This is a genomic window from Streptomyces sp. STAM6, assembly GCF_054963715.1.
Map to the genome: position 1 here is coordinate 135,035 of NZ_JBUEFZ010000010.1, position 19,305 is coordinate 154,339.

Below are 19,305 nucleotides of genomic sequence, written 5' to 3' on the forward strand. Positions count from 1 at the left end.
AGGCGCGTTTACGACCCCGGGACTCGCGACGCGCCGTAGGTCAGGCGGACGTGTGCGCCGTCACAGTGGCCCCGGCCGCTTTGGCGGCGTTCCGCACGGCGCCGGCGACGGCGCCCGCGACCTTGTCGTTGAAGACGGACGGGATGATGTAGTTCGGGTTGAGCTCGTCCTCGGTGACGACATCCGCGAGGGCGGCGGCCGCCGCGAGCATCATCTCCGTGTTCACGGTACGGGACTGGGCGTCCAGCAGGCCGCGGAAGACGCCGGGGAAGACGAGCACGTTGTTGATCTGGTTGGGGAAGTCCGAGCGGCCGGTGGCCACAACTGCCGCCGTCTGACGGGCGATTGCCGGGTCGACCTCGGGGTCCGGGTTCGCGAGCGCGAACACGATGGCGCCGTCCGCCATGGCCGCGACGTCGTCGGCGCCCAGGACGTTCGGGGCCGACACTCCGATGAACACATCGGCGCCCGCGACCGCTTCCTTGAGGGTGCCGGTGACGCCCTCGGGGTTGGTGTTGTCGGCGATCCAGCGCAGCGGCGACTCGGGGGCGGCGGCGACCAGGTCCTCGCGGCCCGCGTGCACGACCCCGTGGATGTCGGCGACGACGGCGTGCTTGACGCCGGCCGCGATGAGCAGCTTGAGGATGGCCGTACCGGCCGCGCCCGCACCGGACATGACGACCCGTACGTCGCCGATGGCCTTGCCCACCACGCGCAGGGCGTTGGTGAGGGCGGCGAGCACGACGATGGCGGTGCCGTGCTGGTCGTCGTGGAAGACGGGGATGTCGAGGGCCTCGCGCAGCCGCGCCTCGATCTCGAAGCAGCGGGGTGCGGAGATGTCCTCGAGGTTGATGCCGGCGAAGCCGGGGGCGATGGCCTTGACGATCTCGACGATGGCGTCGGTGTCCTGGGTGTCCAGGCAGATCGGCCAGGCGTCGATGCCGGCGAACCGCTTGAAGAGGGCGGCCTTGCCCTCCATGACGGGCAGCGCGGCCTTCGGGCCGATGTTGCCGAGGCCGAGCACGGCGGAGCCGTCCGTCACGACTGCGACGGAGTTGCGCTTGATGGTGAGGCGGCGGGCGTCCTCGGGGTTCTCGGCGATCGCCATGCACACCCGGGCGACGCCGGGGGTGTAGATCATGGAGAGGTCGTCACGGTTGCGGATGGGGTGCTTCGACGCCATCTCGATCTTGCCGCCGAGGTGCATCAGGAACGTACGGTCGGAGACCTTGCCGAGGACGACGCCCTCGATGCGGCTCAGCTCCTCGACGATCTCGTCGGCGTGCGAGGTGGAGCTGGCGGCGATGGTCACGTCGATCCGCAGCTTCTCGTGGCCGGAGGCGGTGACGTCGAGGCCGGTGACGGATCCGCCGGAGGACTCGACGGCCGTGGTGAGCTGGGAGACCGCGGTTCCGCTCGCGGGCACCTCCAGCCGGACCGTCATCGAGTACGAGACGCTGGGCGCCGTTGCCATGGCCGAGTTCCTCTGCTTTCCCTAGCTTCATTGCTGCCCCGTGCCGGGGGTGACCGGGCGGGGCCCTCCGATGGTCGCACCTACCTGCCGGTAGCAGGTAATGCGGTCATTTAGTTTTCGGAAACTGTTTTCCACCATACGAGAATCACCAGGGAAACAGAAGAGGCCCGCGTCACCCAGGGGTGACGCGGGCCTCTTCTGTACCTGTGCACGAAGGTGGCACCGACCCGCCATGCTCGCCTCGCGGCAAGTGGTCGCTCGTAGCGACGAAGGTTGGGCCCGGGGGCTTGGATCGAGCCGGTGCCGTAACCAGGCTAACAAACGCCCCCCGGAAGTGATTCCCTCATCGCCGGTTGACGCGAAATCAGTCCCGGTCGGCGTACCCGGTCAGTCCCTGAGCAGGTCCGGCACCCCGTGCTCGTCCGGCTCGTCGCGCCGGCCCGAGACGACCGTCAGCTGCTGGGTGGCCCGGGTCAGGGCCACGTACAGCACCCGAAGACCCGCCGGGGACTCGTCGGCGATCTCCGCCGGCGAGACGACCAGCGTCGCGTCGTACTCCAGGCCCTTCGCCTCCAGGCTGCCCAGCGCCACCACCCGGTCGCCGAGGCCGGCCAGCCAGCGCGCGGCCTGCTCGCGGCGGTTCATCGCCACCACGACACCGACCGTGCCGTCCACCCGCTCCAGCAGCCGGCGCGCCTCCTCGCGCACCGTCCCGGCCAGGTCCCCGTCGCTCAGCGCGACGAACCGGGGCTCCACACCCGTGGAGCGGACCGCACGCGGCGCCTGCGCCCCGGGCATGGCCAGAGCGAGCACCTTGGCGGCGAGATCGGCGATCTCCGCCGGGTTGCGGTAGTTCACGGTGAGCTCGAAGCGGCGGCGCGGGCGGGTGCCGAGCGCCTCGTCGCGCGCGGCCGCCGCCTCGTCCGGCACGGACCAGGACGACTGGGCCGGGTCGCCGACGACCGTCCACGTGGCGTGACGGCCGCGGCGGCCGACCATCCGCCACTGCATCGGCGTGAGGTCCTGCGCCTCGTCGACGATGACGTGGGCGTACTCGGTGCGCTCCTGGGCCAGCCGCTCGGCGCGCTCCCGCTGGGTCTCCTCGCGCACCGGCATCAGCTCCTCCAGGCCGGTGAGCTGGTCCAGCGGGTCCAGCTCGCGCTTCTTCTTCGGGCGGGCCGGGGTGCCGAGCAGGGTCCGCAGCTCGTCGAGGAGCGCCACGTCGTGGACGGACAGCTCGTCGCGTCTCAGGGAGCGGGCCACCCGGCGCACCTCTCCGGGGTTGAGCACCCGGCGGGACCAGCGGCCCAGCCGCCTCTCGTCGGCCATGGCGGCGAGCACCCTGCGCGGGTCGAGCTCGGGCCACCAGGCGTCCAGGAAGGCCAGGAAGCTGTCCTCCGTGGAGACGTCCTCGTCGAAGGAGGCCCGCAGCTCGGCGGCGAGCTCGGGATCGTTGTGCCGGCCCGCGGCGCCGGACTTGGCGTACAGGGCGTCGAGCAGCAGCTTGCGGGCACGGGGACGCAGCAGGTTGATCGGCGCCGTGCCGCCGAGGGCGGCCTGCCGGATCCGGTCGAGCTCCCCGGCCTCCAGCTCCAGGCGCCGCCCGAAGGCGACGACCCGCAGCCGGTCGGGGACCTCGCCCACCTCCAGCGCCCCCCGGACCGCCTTGCGCAGCACCTTCAGCATCCGCGACGAGCCCTTGACGCGGGCGACGGACGGCTCGTCGTACGCCGTGGCCTCGGCGCCGTCGACCAGGCTGCCGACCGCGCGGATCGCCACCTGGCCCTCCTCGCCGAGGGAGGGCAGGACGCCCTCGGTGTAGGCGACGAGCAGCGGGGTGGGGGAGACGATCAGGATGCCGCCCGCGTACCGCCGGCGGTCCTGGTAGAGCAGATAGGCCGCGCGGTGCAGCGCGACCGCGGTCTTGCCGGTGCCGGGGCCGCCCTCCACATAGGTCACGGAGGCGGCGGGGGCACGGATGACCAGGTCCTGCTCGGCCTGGATGGAGGCGACGATGTCGCGCATGGTGTGGCTGCGGGCCTGGCCCAGCGCCGCCATCAGGGCGCCGTCGCCGATGGCGGGCAGTTCCAGGCCGTTCAGCGTCGCGGTCAGCTCCGGACGCATCAGGTCGTCCTCGACGCCGAGGACCTTGCGGCCCTTGGAACGGATCACCCGGCGCCGCACCACCCGGCCGGGGTCGACCGGGGTGGAGCGGTAGAACGGGGCCGCGGCCGGGGCACGCCAGTCGATGACGAGCGGCGCGTAGTCGGCGTCCAGGACGCCGATGCGGCCGATGTGCAACGTTTCGCCGATCTCGGCCGTGTTGTCGGGGCGCACCGCGTCCTCGGCCGGCTCGACCGAGGTGTACGCCCCGTCGGGGCCCTTCTTGCCGTCCTTGCCGTGCAGCAGGTCGATCCGGCCGAAGAGGAAGTCCTCGTACTCGTTGTTGAGCCGGTTGAGGTGGATACCGGCGCGGAACACCTGGGCGTCCCGCTCGGCGAGCGCGCCGGGCGTGCCGACCTGACCGCGCTTGGCGGCGTCGTGCATCAGGAATTCCGCCTCGTGGATCTTCTCCTCGAGGCGGCGGTACACCTGATCCAGGTGATCTTGTTCGACACCGATCTCGCGGTCCCGGACCGAATCGACGGCTTCCTGCGCGGCCACCGTGGCCCCCTTCTGACGTGCACTGGGCAGCCGTCGAGAGTACGCCACGGGGGGCCGGTATGTCAGGCGTCGACCTCCACCAGGCGCTCTCCCTTGAAGGTCCGGATCTCGAAGTGATCGATGTCGGCGCGGTCCATGGCGGCGCCGCCGTGGACGTAGAGCGGGTTCCGGCCGGCCTCGTTCGGGCTGTCCGGGATGCCGTACCCCCACTTCGGCACGGCCCAGGAGGTCACGACCTCCTCCTCACCGCTCTTGGAGACGGCGATCAGATTGCACTTGAGGGGGCCCTTGACGCCCTTGAGCTCCAGCACGGCGTGGGTGCCCCAGGCCTTCTTCTCCATCCCGACGGTGGCGCTGACCTTGGTGGTCGCGTCGGTCGCCGACTTCTTCTCCTGCATGTGGTTGAAGAAGGCGTCCTCGGCGGGGCTGGTCGGGTGCGGGTCGAGGGCCTGGTTACTGGTGGAGCCACCACCGGACGTGGCCACCACGGCGGCCGTGGGCCCGCCGATGATCAGCGCGGCGGCCGCCGCGACCAGGAACCGTGTCCGCCGCCGGCGCTGGGCGCGCTTGGCGGCGACCTCGTCGACGAGCCGGTCCAGGAGCTGCGGCGCGGGGCCCCGGCCTCCCGACCTGCCTCCTCCCGCGCCGGACGTCCAGGTGGACGGCCGCTCCGGCATCGGCAGGACGACCGGCTGGGCCGACGGCCCCGGCCCCTCCGCCAGCATGGCCAGCATCGGCTCCATGCCGGAGAACTCCTCCAGGTGCGCGGCGCACAGATCACAGCCCGCCAGATGCGCTTCGAAGCGGGTGGCGTCGGCATCATCGAGAATGCCGAGTACATAAGCGCCCACGGCGTCGTGCACCGACTCGTTCTCATATGTCGTCATGCCGAGATCCCCCTCTCCTCCAGAGCGAGCTTCATCGAACGCAGTGCGTAGAACACGCGGGACCTAACGGTTCCGCTGGGTATGCCGAGGGTCTCGGCTGCTTCATTGACCGTACGCCCCTTGAAATAAGTCTCGACCAGTACTTCCCGGTGAGCCGGGGTCAAATCGTCGAGCGCGTCAGAGAGCGTCATCAACCACAGCGCCTTGTCGATCTCGTCCTCCGCAGGCATGACCTCCAGCGGCGACGGATCGACCTCCTGAGGCCGGGCCTGCCGGCTTCGGTGGCCGTCGATGACGATGCGCCGGGCGACCGTCACCAGCCAGGGTCGGACAGAGCCGGTCGCCCGATTGAGCTGACCGGCGTTCTTCCAGGCACGGATGAGCGTCTCCTGTACCACGTCCTCGGCGCGCTGGCGGTCGCCGGCGACGAGGCGGAGCACATATGCGAGCAGGGGACCGGCATGCTCACGGTAGAGCTCCCGCATCAACTCCTCGTCAGGAACGTCGGGGTTGCTGCGTGGCGTGACTGCGCGATGCCGGGCCCGATGCGTCCCACGACGGTCATCGGCCACGGCGGCATCCTTGCGCACCTGGAACCTCCCGGTCGAGACCCTGTCCTGCTGCTTGTCCCCCATGACTACGGAGATCGCCGGGAATCGACTCAACGTCCGCTCAAGTTTTTTCTCAGGAAGTTCTGAAAGTGCGCGCGCGGTGCCGTGCGACCCGCTCGCGGTTGCCGCAGACCTCGCTGGAACACCAGCGGCGGCGGTGCCCCCGGGAGGCGTCGAGGAAGACGCGGCGGCAGTTCTCACCCGCGCATTGGCGCAGGCGGGAGCGGGCGACCGGGTCGGTCAGCAGCTCGACCGCGTCGCGGGCGACGGCGGCGAGCAGGGCGGCGCGGTCGGGCCGGGAGTCCAGCACCCGCACCAGCCGGCCGCCTTCGCCGCGGACGGCGCGCGGGGCGGGCGGCGCGGCGGCGGCGAGCGCGTTGAGGCACGCCAGGTCGGCTCCCGCGTACCGGCCGTGTGCGTCGAGCTCGCCGCGCACCAACCGGTCGATGGCCCCGGTCAGTTCACCGAAACGTTCCGCCCAGTGCCGGCCCGGCCCGGGCAGCGGTGTGCCGCGGGGTACGAGTCCGGCGGCCACGAGCCAGAGGGCGAGCCGCCCGGCGTCGGCCGGCCGCTCGTTCATCAGGTCCAGGCAGAGCCGCCCGGATGCGAACCGCGCCATGCGTACGAGAGTGCCCGCCCGGGCGCCCGACGGGAACCCCACCCGGCACTCACCCGCCCGCGGATGGCGGGTTGTCGTGCAGGATGCGCTGGAACAGGTGGTGATCGCGCCATTCGCCGTCGATGTGCAGATAGCGCGGGGCGGTGCCGATCCGCTCGAAACCGCTCTTGAGCAGGACGCGTTGGGACGCGGTGTTGGCGAGGACGGTGCCCGCTTCGACCCGGTGCAGGCCGAGTTCGTCGCGGGCGGCCCGGCAGGCCTCCTGGACGAGCCGGGTGGCCAGACCGCGGCCGGTGTACCGGGCGTCGACCCAGTAGCCGAGGTGGGCGCTGCAGAACGGCCCGTGTGCGATGCCGGACAGGGTCGCGAGTCCGGCGATCCGCCCCGCGTCGTCGAGCACCCACGACCGGCTCCCGGCGGCACCGAGCCGCGCCTCCTGCGCCTCGGCGCCGTAGAACGCCTCGTCCCTGCGGGGCTCCCACGGCCGCACGTGCTCACGGTTGCGGCGCAGCGCCTCGGCGAGCGGGGCCGCGTCCCCGGGCACGGCGGCCCGAACAACGATCTCCATCCGGGCACGCTACCGCCGCACTCCGGCGCCGGTCCCACGGCCCCCCCGGCCCCGGCTCGGCCCCTGTGCCCTGCCCCTGCCCCTGCGCACCGGCGACCGCGGCGGCCACCCGCGGCGCGGCCCCGCCGGGTACGGTTCCGAGCGCCGTGCCGCGGACATCCGGCGGCGCACTCCGCCACCGCGCCTCCCGTCCTCGGCGCGGCGGGACGGTGTGCGGTGGGTGAAGCGGTCACCGGGCCACCGGGGCGCGGGTCACACCGGACTCGCCGGCGCGTTGCCCCGGGCCGACCGCGTGCAGCCGCCACGCCCACCCATCGCGCCGTTGGTCACATGCGCCCAAGGCGGCGGTGACGGGACGCGGCGGACGGCCGCGGCCTCGGTCCCGGGCCGGAGGGACCGGCGCACCGGGCGGCCGCCCGTCGCCCACGGCGGTGCGCCGGTGAAGTCCTCGCCCGCGGCGCCGAGGGCGCGGACGGTGTCGAGAAGGCCGGAGCGCGTGCGCCCGGCCCGGTCGAAGGAGGCGGTGACCGCGCCGGACGCGACGGCACCGGGAGGGATGTGGGGGCAGAGCCCCCGCAAAAGGCCTACACCTCGGCGTACTTCGCGTCCGCCGCCGGGTCCAGCGCCAGCCGGTAGCCGCGCTTGACGACCGTCTGGATCAGCTTCGGGGCGCCCAGGGCCGAGCGGAGACGGGCCATCGCCGTTTCGACGGCGTGCTCGTCGCGGCCCGCGCCCGGCAGGGCGCGCAGGAGGTCGGCGCGGGAGACCACCCAGCCGGGGCGGCGGGCCAGGGAGTTCAGGAGGGACATGCCGGCCGGGGGCACCGGGCGCAGCTCGCCGTCGACCAGGACCGCGTGGCCGCGGATCTCGATCCGCCGGCCGGCCACCGGAAGCGTCCGTGCCCGGCCCGGGAGTTCCTGGCAGAGCAACTGGACCAGGGGGCCGAGCCGGAAGCGCGCGGGCTGGACCGTGTCGATGGCGTGCGACTGGAGCGGGACGGCGGTGACCGGTCCCACACATGCGGCCAGCACGTCGTGGTGCAGCGCGCCGAGCAGCTCCGGCAGCAGGCCGCGGCTCTCCGCCCGGGCCAGCAGCGAGGCTCCGGCCGGTGCGCTGGTGAACGTCAGCGCGTCCAGTGAGCGGGAGACCGTGGCGTCTATGAGCCGGTCGAGCGGCGCCAGGTCCTCCGGCGGCATCCACCGGTAGACGGGGACGACCACGACGTCGGCGCCCGCGTCCTGCAGGGCCTCCACGAAGCCGGGCAGCGGCTCGCCGTGCAGCTGGAGCGCGATGCGCCGGCCTTCGACGCCCTGGGCGAGGAGCCGGTCGAGGACCTCGGCCATGGAGTCCGAGGCGGGCGACCACTCCTCCGTCAGGCCGGCCGCCCGTACCGCGCCCTTCACCTTGGGCCCGCGGGCGAGGACCTGGACGCGCTGCAGGCAGGAGAGGAGCTGCTCGCCGTACCCCCAGCCGTCGGCGGCCTCCAGCCAGCCCCGGAAGCCGATCGCCGTGGTGGCGAGGACGATGTCCGGGGCGTGGCCGACGAGGTCCTTGGTGGCGTCGAGCAACTCGGCGTCGTCCGCGAGCGGGACGATCCGCAGGGCCGGGGCGTGCACCACCGCCGCGCCCCGGCGCTGCAGCAGCGCCCCCAGTTCGTCCGCGCGGCGGGCCGCGGTGACGCCTACCGTGAAGCCCGCGAGGGGGCCGTGCGAACTCTGCTCTTGCTCGTGCATGGCACCAGAGACTGGCAAGGGTGCGTGACAGTCTCGGTTCGCCGAGATTTCTCCCCCGTTACGGACCATGTCCGATCACACTTCGGAGTAGCTGAGCTGCGGCTTCGCGGGGACCTCGATCGGACGGCGAAGGTATACCGCCCAGGTGACCGTGAGGCAGGCCCCGTAGAAGAGGAGGAAGGCGACGAAGGCGGAGGTGCCGGTCCCGGCGGTCTGGAAGGACTGCCGGAAGGCGAGGTTGATGCCGAGGCCGCCGACCGCGCCGACCGCGCCGATCAGTCCCATCGCGGCGCCGGAGAGCCGTCGGCCGTACGCCTCGGCCTCTTCGCCCTCCATCCCCGAGGCGTGCGCCTTGGCCTTGAAGATCGCGGGGATCATCTTGTAGGTGGAGCCGTTGCCGAGGCCGCTGAGGACGAACAGGGCGGTGAATCCGACGAGGAAGACGGAGAGGGACGCGATGACGGAGGCGTAGACGACGACGCCGGTCGCGGCGGCCATGGCGACGAAGTTCCACAGCGTGATGCGGGCGCCGCCGTACTTGTCGGCGAGGGAGCCGCCGAACGGCCGGATCAGCGAGCCGAGCAGCGGGCCGATGAAGGTGAGGGACGCGGCCTGGAGCGGCGTGCGTCCGAACTGCGTCTGGAGGACGAGCCCGAAGGCGAAGCTGTAGCCGATGAACGAGCCGAAGGTGCCGATGTAGAGGAACGCCATGATCCAGGTGTGAGCGTCCCTGACGGCCTCCTTGGCGGCACCGGTGTCGTTCTTCACGGGCGCGAGGTTGTCCATGTAGAGAGCGGCGCACACGGCGGCCGCGACGATCAGCGGGATGTAGATGCCGAGCACGATCCTGGGGTGGGCGGCTCCGGCGGTGCCGATGACGAGCAGACCGACGAGCTGCACCACGGGGACGCCGATGTTTCCGCCGCCGGCGTTCAGGCCGAGGGCCCAGCCCTTCTTGTGGAGCGGGAAGAAGGCGTTGATGTTGGTCATCGACGAGGCGAAGTTTCCGCCACCGACGCCGGTGAGCGCCGCGACCAGCAGGAAGGTCGTGTACGACGTGCCGGGCTCCATCACCGCGAAGGCGGCCACGGTGGGCAGCAGAAGCAGCAGCGCGCTGAGGATCGTCCAGTTCCGGCCGCCGAAGCGGGCGACGGCGAAGGTGTAGGGCACCCGGATGACCGCGCCGACCACGGTCGCCATGGCGATCAGGAAGAACTTGCCCGCCGGATCGATGCCGTACTCCGGGCCCATGAAGAGGACCATGACGGACCACAGGGTCCAGATGGAGAATCCGATGTGCTCGGAGATGACGGAGAAGAGCAGGTTGCGCTTGGCGATCCGCTCACCCTTCTCCCGCCAGAAGGTCTCGTCCTCGGGGTCCCACTGCTCGATCCACCTGCCGCTCATCGCGCACCTCCACTGCCAGTTCCTGATTCCCGTCAGGACCGACGCTAGGGAGGACGCGTTTCAGCCCGGTCATATGACGTGACCGGGCTGAAACCTTGCTCTCACGGGCGGCCGGGGGCGACGGTGAGGCCGCGCCCCGCCGCTCCGTCACCGCTGCCTCACCGCTTCTTCGGCGCGCCGTTCGGCCACAGGCGGGGCCTGCGCTTGGCCGCGACGTCCTCCAGCCACCCCACGGCCATGATCATCAGGCCGATGAGCGGGAAGACGACGATGAGCATCAGCACGGTGTAGATGCTCTCCAGGAATCCGGAGTACGTCGGCCAGACGCCCGGGATCTTCCACAGCAGGTCGATGATCGGGATCGTGGCCATGATCAGCATGTTGTGCCAGAGGTAGATCGTCACGGCCCGGTTGTTGGCGAGGGTCACCACCTTGTCCCAGCGGGCGAGCCTGCCGGGGAGGGTCTGCCAGGACGGGGCGTACTGCAGCAGGATCACGCAGAAGCCGAACGACCAGGTCGCCTGTGCCAGCGGGATGTCGTTGAGGTCCCAGCCGTCCGGGCCGAGGTGGCCGGAGGCCCACCACAGGCCGAAGGCCATGATCAGCGCCGAGACGGAGACGGAGATGTAGCGGGGGACCTTCTGGAACAGCCCGGCGTGGTGGGCGAAGCCCAGCACCCAGCAGGAGCCGTAGCAGGCGAAGTCGGTGATCGCGTTGCCGGTCTCGCCGGGGATCTTGATCAGGCCGGAGCCGACGATCGCGGTGAGGCCGAGCGGGGCGAGCAGCGTCACCCACGGCAGCTTGCGGAACGCCCACAGCAGCAGGGGCGAGGCGATGACGAACCAGAGGTAGGCGCGGATGTACCAGAGCGGCCCGGCCGCCTGCACGGCCCAGGTGTCCTCCAGCAGACCGGCCTTGTCACCGCTGTGCCAGGGGAACGGCGGAGCGCCGACCGGGAAGACGTAGGTGGCCAGCTTGGCGAACCACCACAGGCCCTCTTCCTTCAGCGGCTTCCAGCCGAAGTAGAACATCACCGGTACGACGGCGAGGGAGAACGCCCACATGGGCGGCAGCAGCCGTCGGATGCGGCCCCGGACGACGCCCCAGGCGGGCCGCGACAGCGACCGTGCCATCAGCGACCCGGCGAGGGCGAACATGACGCCCATGGAGGGGAAGACGACCGTCAGCCAGGCCCAGCCGAATATGTGGTAGACGATCACGCGGAGCAGCGCGACGGCCCGCAGGACGTCGAGGTAGCGGTCGCGGCCGGGGCGGGCCGCCGCCGGGGCGGGGCCGCCGGCGACCGGCGCCTTGTGCCGGGCGCGCGGCACTCCGCCGGTGGTCTCCAGCTCGGAGAGCGTGGCGGTGTCGCCCGGCGTGCCGGCGGCGGCCGCCGGCCGCGGGGCGGCCCGGCGGCCCGCCGGGGCTCCGGCGGGCTCATGGGCGGGCACGGCCGTCCGGTCGCCGTGCGAGGACACCGGGCTGTCGCTGAAGGGGTCGCCCCCGTAGTTCGCGAAGGGGTCGCCGCCGTAGGCGGCGAACGGGTCGGAGGGCTGGCCTTCCGGGCCGTCCTGGCCGTGGGGGCCCGGTCGGCTCATGGGCGTGGTCATGCGACGGGACTCCGTTCGTCAGTGCCGCGCCGCTGGCCGGGGATGGAGCCCGGGGCCTCGACCACTCCGGTGCGGCGGAGCTTCTGCCAGCGCAGCCGGCCTCCGGTGAGGGCGGTGATCCACGACTGGAGCAGCACCACGTACATGAGTTGCCGGTACAGCAGTTGCTGGAGCGGCAGCGAGATCAGGTGGAGCATGCGTTCTTTGTCGAGCCGGAAGGCGTACGCGGCGCAGACGGCCTGGATCGCGAGGACGCCCAGCCAGGCGACGACGGTCTGGCCGGTGGGGCCGAAGACCAGGCCGTACAGCAGGAAGACGTCGATGAGCGGGGCCAGCAGCGGGAACAGCACCATGAAGAGGGAGACCAGCGGCAGGCCGACCCGGCCGAAGCGGCCGGACGGGCCGCGCTCGATGAGGGCGCGGCGGTGCTTCCAGATGGCCTGCATGGTGCCGTACGACCAGCGGTAGCGCTGGGACCACAGCTGCTGGACGGACTCGGGGGCCTCGGTCCAGGCGCGCGCCTTCTCCGCGTAGACCACGCGCCAGCCGTCGCGGTGCATGGCCATGGTGATGTCGGTGTCCTCGGCGAGGGTGTCCTCGCTCATGCCGCCGACCCGGTCGAGGGCCTCGCGGCGGAAGGCGCCGACCGCGCCCGGGATGGTGGGCATGCAGCCGAGCAGGTCGTACATGCGGCGGTCGAGGTTGAAGCCCATCACGTACTCGATGTGCTGCCAGGCCCCGATGAGCGAGTCGCGGTTGCCGACCTTGGCGTTGCCCGCGACGGCGCCGACACGCGGGTCGCCGAAGGGCTGCACCAGTTCGCCGACGGTGGACGGCTCGAAGACCGTGTCGCCGTCCATCATCACGATGATGTCGTGGCGGGCGTTGCGTATGCCGTTGTTGAGGGCCTCGGGCTTGCCCGAGTTGACCTGCCGGACGACCCGGACGTTGGGCAGCCACATGTTCTCGACGATGTCGGCGGTCCCGTCCGAGGAGCCGTCGTCGATGACGATGACCTCGATGGGGTGGTCGCTCGCCATCAGGGAGCGCACGGTGTTCTCGATGCACTCCTTCTCGTTGTACGCGGGGACCAGCACCGTCACCGGTTCGGTCACGGGCGCGCCCCACTGGAAGCCGCGCCGGCGCACCTTGCGGGCGTGCGCGAAGGAGAGCACGAGCATCAGGCCGAAGCGGAGGAACACCAGGGCGCCGATGATGGCCAGGCCGCCGACCAGGATCGAGGTCACGTTCTCGGAGACGGCGACGGCCGTGACGAACGCCCTGCCCTTCCACAGCTCGACACCGGTGACCTTGGTGTGGGCGCTGGGGGCGCCGAGCGCCTCGGTGAGGACGGTGAACTCGTAGCCGCGCTCCTGCATCTGGGGCAGGAAGCGGTCGAGGGCGGCCACGGTCTGCGAGCGGTCGCCGCCGGAGTCGTGCATCAGCACGATCGCGCCCTGGGTGCCCTTGGGCGTGGAGCGCTTGATGATGGCGTCGGCGCCGGGGCGCTTCCAGTCCTCGGAGTCGGTGTTGTTGAACGCGGTGATGTAGCCACGGCTGCCGATGTACTGCGTGACCGGCCAGGACTCGTTGTCGAGGGCGGCGGAGAACGACGAGTACGGCGGGCGGAACAACGAGGTGCGCACCCCTGCGGCGCCGGCGATGGCCAGCTGGTTCTGCGACAGCTCCCAGTCGATGCGGTTCTTGGACTGGAAGGACAGGTCGGGGTGGTTGAAGGTGTGCAGGCCGACTTCGTGGCCCTCCCGCACCATCCGCTCGACGAGTTCCGGGTGGCGGGAGGCCATGGTGCCGGTGACGAAGAAGACACCGTGGGCGTCGTACTGCTTCAGCTTGTCCAGGACGCGCGGGGTCCAGACCGGGTCGGGTCCGTCGTCGAAGGTCAGCACGAGCTTCTTGTCCGGGACGCTGAGCGCCTTCGGGTTCGCCTTGTCGCGCGCGTCGATGACCGGGCCGCCCTTGAGGATGTCCTTGGGCACCTCGTGGTAGTCGGCCGGGGGGCGGACGCGGTGGTCGGCGAGTATCTCGCTGTGCACGTAGCCGCGCAGCATCAGCATGGCCATGAGGGCCACGAGGAAGAGCGACGGCAGCAGATAGCGCATGGGCAGCCTGCGTCGGCGGACACGCGTCCTGGTCGCGCGCCGCCTGCCTGACGATGTCATTTACTGTGTGCCTTCCGCGGCCATGGGCTGGCCGCCGCCGTCGCCGACCGGCGGGTCGGTGGGTTCTTCCGTGGGGGTCGCCGGCGGGTCCGTGGGCTCGGGGTCCGGCGAGCTGACGGGCGGCGGCTCGGAGGCGCCCCCGTCGGAGGGATCGGGCGTGGGCTGCACCACGTCGTCGGGCTTCTCGCCCGTTCCGCCGCCGGTGCTCGGCTTGGCGCCGGGCGATGCGGGGGTCTGCGGGCGGTTCGGGTCGGCGGGCCTGCCGAGGGAAGCGCCGCCGGAGGGCTGCGGGATGACCGCGCCGGTGGAGTCGGTGGGCGCGGGCGCGCCGGGAACGTCGGCGGGAGCGTCGCTGGGTTTGCCGCTCTCGGTGGGGGCGGGGACCACCTGGGTGGTTTCCGTCGTCTTCTCGTCGGCCGGGCCGGGTATGAGGAGCCAGGGCGCGCTGGAGTTGCCGCCTATGAGGGCGGCGACGAGTGTGACGGCGTAGACGGCGCAGGCGATCGCGAGTACCCAGCCGAGCCTGCGGAGCTTCTTGCTCCGGCGGCCGCTCTCGTCGACGAACACGGGCCCGTCGGACGGCTCCTGGAGGCCGGGGGCGACCTGCGTTTCGTCGCCGGGGCGTTCGAGCCCGTCGAGCTGGACGGTGACGTCGTGCGGCTCATACCCGTGCCCGGCACGGGCATCTTCTCGCCAATTGTCCACTGCTGTCGCACATCCCCCACTGACTGGAAACAGGGTGCGCGCAGGACTCCTGGGCCTCTCGCTTCCGGACCGGGTCCCCACCCTGGCCGGAATGCGCCCCCACTCACTTGCACCCGAGGTCATGAATGTAGCGCACCGCCGGGACACAAGTGTTTACCGTTCATTGATTGGTGCACATCTGCAACAAATCACCCTCGGGCAACCAGGAGTCGGACGGCATCTCCAGCCATTTCTCCTGCTCGGCGAGCTCGTCCACGGCGGCGCACAGGGCCTCGATCCCCGGGTGGCGCAGCGCTTTGCGCCACACCAGGGAGACCGGCGACACCGGGACGGGGCGGACGAGCGGGCGCAGGACCGTGCCCGGCATGGCCGGAAAGTCCACCGCGGCCAGGACGGGCGTGCGGGTGCGGGCCATCACGCGCTGGAACTCGTCGGCGCCGATGGCCACCGGCGCGGGTGGCGCGATGCTGATGCCGCGTCCCTGGAAGAGTCTCTCGGCGAGATCGGTCCACTCCCGGGTGCCGGGGTTGCCGGCGCCCGCGTAGAGCGTCTCCCCGGCGAGGGCGTCCACCTCCACTTCGGGGAGACGGGCGAGCGGATGGCCGGTCGGCAGAAGCACGGCCATGGGTTCGAACCGCACGGGCCGGGCGGAGAGCCGGGCGCGGACGGCGGGCGCCAGTCCGCCGAAGCGGCCGAAGGAGACGTCCAGCCGCCCGGCGAGGATCTCCGCGGCGGCGCCGGTCAGCCCGGACTCGAAGCGGGCCATGAGGGTGCAGTCGGGGGCCAGTTCGCGGGCGCGCGCCAGCACCCGCCCGCTGATCATGCCGCCGGTGTTGAGGTCGACGAGCAGTGGCCGCGCGGCGTCGGCGAAGGCGCCGTCCAGCTCGTCGTAGGCGGCGAGGACGCCCTGCGCGTAGGGCAGGAGCCGCTCGCCGTCCGCCGTGAGCGTGACCTGCCGGGTGGTCCGCACGAACAGCTCGGTGCCCAACTCGCGCTCCAGGCGGCGGATGTCCCGGCTCAGGGCCTGCTGGGCGACGTACAGCCGGGCGGCGGCACGGGTGAAGTGGAGTTCGTCGGCGACGGCGACGAAGGCGCGCAGGAGCCGGGGTTCGATGTCGTGGGCCACGCCCAGAATTTACAACCGAAGTGCGTCAATCGGCATCGAACAGGTGTTGGACCGCACTCCCCTCCTGCGGAGAGAGTGGCACGCATGCCGCAATCGACGAAGACCCCGCCGCTCGGGTTCGGCCCCGAGTCCCCCGTCCTGGCCCCGCGCTGGTCGGAGCGCCCGGTCCCGGCGCCCGCCCGCCGGACACCCGCCAACCCCTACGTCCGTCTGTTCCGTACGCCCGGCGCGCGCGCCTTCACGGCCGGCAGTCTCGTCGCCCGCCTCCCCATGGGGATGTTCAGTGTGAGCGCCGTCATCATGATCGCCGGGTCGTACGGCTCCTACGCCCTCGCCGGCGCCGTCACCGCCACCGGCCTCGCCGCCACCGCGCTGGTCGCCCCGTTCACCGCGCGGCTCGTCGACCGGCACGGCCAGGCCAGGATCGCCGTGCCCGCCACCGTGATCGCCGTGCTCGGGTCGCTCGCGCTGCTGTTGTGCGTGCACTACGAGGCCCCCGCCTGGACACTGTTCGCCGCGTACGCCGCGACCGCCACCACGCCCAACACCGGCGGCATGTCCCGGGCCCGCTGGGCTCATGTGTACCGCGACGACCCCGCCGCCGTGCACACGGCCAACGCCTTCGAGCAGGCCGCGGACGAGCTGTGCTTCATGCTGGGCCCGGTGCTCGCCGCCGTACTGTGCGCCGCGCTGTTCCCGGAGGCCGGCACCCTGACCGGTGCGGTCCTGCTGCTGGCCGGTGTCCTGATCTTCGCGGCGCAGCGCTCCACCGAGCCACCGGTGACGGCCCCCGCCTCGGCGGGCTCACCGCTGCGCGCACCCGGTGTGCCCGCCCTGCTCGTCGTCTTCCTGGCCACGGGCGCGGTCTTCGGCTCCATGGAGGTCGTCACCATCGCCTTCGTGGACGGCCCGGCGGCCGGTGTGGTGCTGGCGCTCCAGGCGGCGGGCTCCTGCGCCGCGGGCCTGGTTCACGGCCGGGCCCGGCGTGGCGCCCGGCTCGGTGTCTGCCTGGCGGCGATGACCGCCCTGATGTCCCTGCCGCTGATCGCGGCCGTCTGCACGGGTTCGCCGTGGGCGCTCGGGGCGGCCCTGCTGGTGGCGGGCATGGCGACCGCGCCGACCATGGTGACCGGCATGACGCTGGTCCAGCGCGCGACGCCGGCGGGCCGGCTGAACGAGGGCATGACCCTGGCGGTCACCGCCCTGCTGGGCGGCATCGCCGCGGGCTCGGCGGCCGGCGGCTGGACGGTCGACCACGCGGGAGCGGCGGCGGGGTACGTGGTGCCCGTCGCGGCGGCGGGCCTGGCCCTGGCGCTGCGCCTGGCAGGTACGACGAAGGCCCGGCTGTCGTGACAGCCGGGCCTCGCCCACATGGGAGGACGGGAACCGGGGGCAACGCCCCCGGAGGTACCGCTCGTGGAGATGGCGGGAATCGAACCCGCGTCCAACGGTGCAGAATCAGGGCTTCTCCGTGTGCAGTCCGCTGCGATTTTCTCGGCCCCGGAGATCACGCGGACAAGTCTCCGACGGGCTCAGTCACTGTTTGATTTCCCTCCACACCCCGTGACCGGGCCTGGAGGTTTAGTTCCCTAGCTGATGCCAGGATCCGGGTCGGGAACAGCCCCGGGCTGACACTTCGCGAGTCGCTACTTAGGCAGCGAGGGCGAAGGAATCGCGCTTGGTGTTGGCGATTATTGGTTGCGACATATGGTTTACGAGATCATTGCCGCTTCCTCGACACGCTTCCCCTGCTTCGACAGCCGCTGTCGAAACCGATCATCCCCATGTTGATTTTTCAAACCGCGCCCCTTCCGTGAGGGGCAGGTGCCATCGTACGTGACCAACGCCGGGCGGTGCCAGCTTATTCCGCGGGGGCCGGGGACCGTCCCCCGGGAAGACGCGGTCCGACGGTCCGGCGCTCCGGGGGTCGCCCCCGGGACGCGGCCCGGGATCAGGTGACCCGCGTCACGCCCGCTGCCTGCGGCGGGCGGCCGACACGGCGCGGTCCGCCTCGCGGCGGTCCTGCTTCTCCCGCAGCGTCTGCCGCTTGTCGTACTCCTTCTTGCCCTTCGCCAGCGCGATCTCGACCTTGGCGCGGCCGTCCTTGAAGTACAGCGACAGGGGCACGATCGTGTGGCCCGTCTCCTGCGACTTGGAGTCCAGCTTGTCGATCTCGACCCGGTGCAGCAGCAGCTTCCGCTTGCGCCGCGCGCTGTGGTTGGTCCACGTCCCCTGCGCGTACTCCGGGACGTGCACGTTGTGCAGCCAGGCCTCGCCGCCGTCGATCTGCACGAAGCCGTCCACGAGCGACGCCCGGCCCTGGCGCAGCGACTTCACCTCGGTACCGGTCAGCACGAGACCGCACTCGTAGGTGTCCAGAATGTTGTAGTCGTGCCGCGCTTTCTTGTTCTGCGCGACCAGCTTGCGCCCCGCGTTCTTTTCCTTAGCCATAGTGCGGCCATTTTCGCACTACGAGCCGCCTCCGAGGCCACTCAATACTGTGCCGGCCCGCTCCTCGGCGTCCTCACCGGCGGTCAGGTCGGGGGTGATCCCCCGTCCGTCGACGGCATGGCCCGAGGGAGTGCGGTAGTGGCCGACGGTGAGCTCGGCGACCGAGCCGTCGGGCAACCGGCTGGGCATCTGGACCGAGCCCTTGCCGAAGGTGCGGGCACCCACCGTCACCGCCCGGCCACGGTCCTTCAGTGCTCCGGCGAGCAGCTCGGCCGCGCTCATGGTGCCGCCGTCGACGAGCACCACCAGGGGCCGGCCGGTGTCGCCTCCCGGCTCGGCGTGCAGGGCCTTCTCCTCGCCGTCGACGTCGTACGTGGCGACGAGGCCGCCGTCCAGGAAGGCCGAGGCGGCGGTCACCGCCTCGGCGACCAGACCACCGCTGTTGCCCCGCAGGTCCAGGAGTAACCCGGCACCCTCGGGCGCGGTACGGACCGCTGCCCTCACCCGCTCCCCCGATCCGCGGGTGAAGGCGACGACCTTGATCCGCACGGCCCCGCCGGCGAGCCGCCGGACGGTCACGTCCTCGGTGGCGAGCCGGGCGCGGCGCAGGGTCTCGGTCCAGGCGTCCGTGCCCCGCTGCACGCCCAGGACGACCACGGTGCCCGCCCCGGCGCCACCGGCGTCGCCGCGCAGCAGGGCGACGGCCTCGGCGACGGACCGCCCCTCGACCGGGCGGCCGTCGACGGTGCGGATCCGGTCGCCCGCCCTGAGGCCGGCCCGGGCGGCGGGACTGCCCGGCTGCACCCTGGCCACCTCGACATGGCCCGCGGCGTTGCGCCGGGCGGAGAGCCCGACACCGGTGTACTCGCCGTCCAGGGCCTGCTCGAACTCCTCGTACTCGCCGCGGTCGTACACCGCGCCCCAGCGGTCCCCGCTCCGGCTGACGACCTCCTCGGCCGCCTTGGTCCCGGACTTGCCGTCCGCCACGGCCTCGGCGGCGGCCCGGGCCAGCTCCTCGCGGTCGACGGGCCGCTCCTGGCCCGCGGCCGCGACGGACCGGACGACGGGCCGCTCAGGGGGCTTCTTCTCGTCCCGCGGGAGGCAGTTGGTGACGGCGGCACTGGCGAGCACGGTGGCGAAGACGAATGTCAGGGCCGCCCCGCGGCCGCGAGCGCCGCGGGGCCGAATACAGAACTCGGGGCCCGGCATGTCGCCCACTCTAGGACAAGCGAATGGCGCCGTACGGCCGTTGGTCGTACGGCGCCAGGGG

At 72.0% G+C, this 19,305-nt stretch carries 15 protein-coding genes and 1 other RNA gene; 1 reads left to right on the forward strand and 15 read right to left on the reverse strand.

Annotated elements, in window-relative coordinates; all coding sequences use genetic code 11:
* Nucleotides 1–40 precede the first annotated feature (40 nt).
* The 12 genes from ACY34K_RS15185 to ACY34K_RS15240 all read right to left on the reverse strand — a co-directional run bounded on the left by ACY34K_RS15185 (nucleotide 41) and on the right by ACY34K_RS15240 (nucleotide 15,584).
* Nucleotides 41–1,474, reverse strand: coding sequence for a malic enzyme-like NAD(P)-binding protein (locus tag ACY34K_RS15185; protein WP_462747115.1), 1,434 nt, complete (start codon nucleotides 1,472–1,474; stop codon nucleotides 41–43).
* A 387-nt stretch (nucleotides 1,475–1,861) separates the two neighbouring features.
* Nucleotides 1,862–4,138, reverse strand: a complete 2,277-nt coding sequence (locus tag ACY34K_RS15190) for a HelD family protein (protein ID WP_462747117.1) — start codon at nucleotides 4,136–4,138, stop codon at nucleotides 1,862–1,864.
* Between the two features lie 62 nt (nucleotides 4,139–4,200).
* Entirely contained in the window at nucleotides 4,201–5,025 is an 825-nt protein-coding gene (locus tag ACY34K_RS15195; RefSeq protein WP_462747119.1) for an anti-sigma factor family protein, read from the reverse strand.
* Entirely contained in the window at nucleotides 5,022–5,660 is a 639-nt protein-coding gene (locus ACY34K_RS15200) for a sigma-70 family RNA polymerase sigma factor (RefSeq protein WP_462747120.1), read from the reverse strand. The genes ACY34K_RS15195 and ACY34K_RS15200 overlap by 4 nt, the downstream gene beginning before the upstream one ends.
* Nucleotides 5,661–5,709: 49 nt before the next feature.
* Nucleotides 5,710–6,255, reverse strand: coding sequence for a CGNR zinc finger domain-containing protein (locus ACY34K_RS15205; RefSeq protein WP_462747122.1), 546 nt, complete (start codon nucleotides 6,253–6,255; stop codon nucleotides 5,710–5,712).
* 49 nt (nucleotides 6,256–6,304) lie between these two features.
* Complete coding sequence (locus ACY34K_RS15210; RefSeq protein WP_462747123.1) at nucleotides 6,305–6,823, reverse strand: GNAT family N-acetyltransferase; 519 nt, start codon at nucleotides 6,821–6,823, stop codon at nucleotides 6,305–6,307.
* Nucleotides 6,824–7,407: 584 nt separating this feature from the next.
* The gene (locus tag ACY34K_RS15215) at nucleotides 7,408–8,556 is read right to left on the reverse strand and encodes a uroporphyrinogen-III synthase (RefSeq protein ID WP_462747125.1); all 1,149 of its coding nucleotides are present in this window, start codon (nucleotides 8,554–8,556) and stop codon (nucleotides 7,408–7,410) included.
* A gap of 75 nt (nucleotides 8,557–8,631) precedes the next feature.
* Nucleotides 8,632–9,963 carry a nitrate/nitrite transporter gene (locus ACY34K_RS15220; RefSeq protein WP_462747127.1) on the reverse strand — a complete coding sequence of 444 codons (1,332 nt, stop codon included), beginning with the start codon at nucleotides 9,961–9,963 and terminating at the stop codon, nucleotides 8,632–8,634.
* 158 nt (nucleotides 9,964–10,121) lie between these two features.
* Nucleotides 10,122–11,573, reverse strand: coding sequence for an acyltransferase family protein (locus ACY34K_RS15225; protein WP_462747129.1), 1,452 nt, complete (start codon nucleotides 11,571–11,573; stop codon nucleotides 10,122–10,124).
* Nucleotides 11,570–13,753 (reverse strand): glycosyltransferase, encoded by a 2,184-nt coding sequence (locus tag ACY34K_RS15230; protein WP_462747131.1) that lies wholly within the window; start codon nucleotides 13,751–13,753, stop codon nucleotides 11,570–11,572. The genes ACY34K_RS15225 and ACY34K_RS15230 overlap by 4 nt, the downstream gene beginning before the upstream one ends.
* The gene (locus ACY34K_RS15235; RefSeq protein WP_462747133.1) at nucleotides 13,754–14,458 is read right to left on the reverse strand and encodes a hypothetical protein; all 705 of its coding nucleotides are present in this window, start codon (nucleotides 14,456–14,458) and stop codon (nucleotides 13,754–13,756) included.
* A 160-nt stretch (nucleotides 14,459–14,618) separates the two neighbouring features.
* Complete coding sequence (locus ACY34K_RS15240) at nucleotides 14,619–15,584, reverse strand: LysR family transcriptional regulator (RefSeq protein WP_462747135.1); 966 nt, start codon at nucleotides 15,582–15,584, stop codon at nucleotides 14,619–14,621.
* A gap of 84 nt (nucleotides 15,585–15,668) precedes the next feature.
* On the opposite strand from ACY34K_RS15240, the gene ACY34K_RS15245 reads away from it, so the two are divergent.
* Nucleotides 15,669–16,937, forward strand: coding sequence for an MFS transporter (locus ACY34K_RS15245; protein ID WP_462747137.1), 1,269 nt, complete (start codon nucleotides 15,669–15,671; stop codon nucleotides 16,935–16,937).
* A gap of 61 nt (nucleotides 16,938–16,998) precedes the next feature.
* Here the strand turns inward: ACY34K_RS15245 and ssrA are convergent.
* The 3 genes from ssrA to ACY34K_RS15260 all read right to left on the reverse strand — a co-directional run bounded on the left by ssrA (nucleotide 16,999) and on the right by ACY34K_RS15260 (nucleotide 19,244).
* Nucleotides 16,999–17,368: a transfer-messenger RNA gene (gene ssrA, locus ACY34K_RS15250) on the reverse strand.
* Nucleotides 17,369–17,549: 181 nt separating this feature from the next.
* Nucleotides 17,550–18,035 carry an SsrA-binding protein SmpB gene (gene smpB, locus ACY34K_RS15255; protein WP_462747139.1) on the reverse strand — a complete coding sequence of 162 codons (486 nt, stop codon included), beginning with the start codon at nucleotides 18,033–18,035 and terminating at the stop codon, nucleotides 17,550–17,552.
* Between the two features lie 18 nt (nucleotides 18,036–18,053).
* On the reverse strand, nucleotides 18,054–19,244 hold the full coding sequence (locus ACY34K_RS15260) for a S41 family peptidase (RefSeq protein WP_462747141.1): 1,191 nt from the start codon (nucleotides 19,242–19,244) through the stop codon (nucleotides 18,054–18,056).
* Nucleotides 19,245–19,305: the final 61 nt, after the last annotated feature.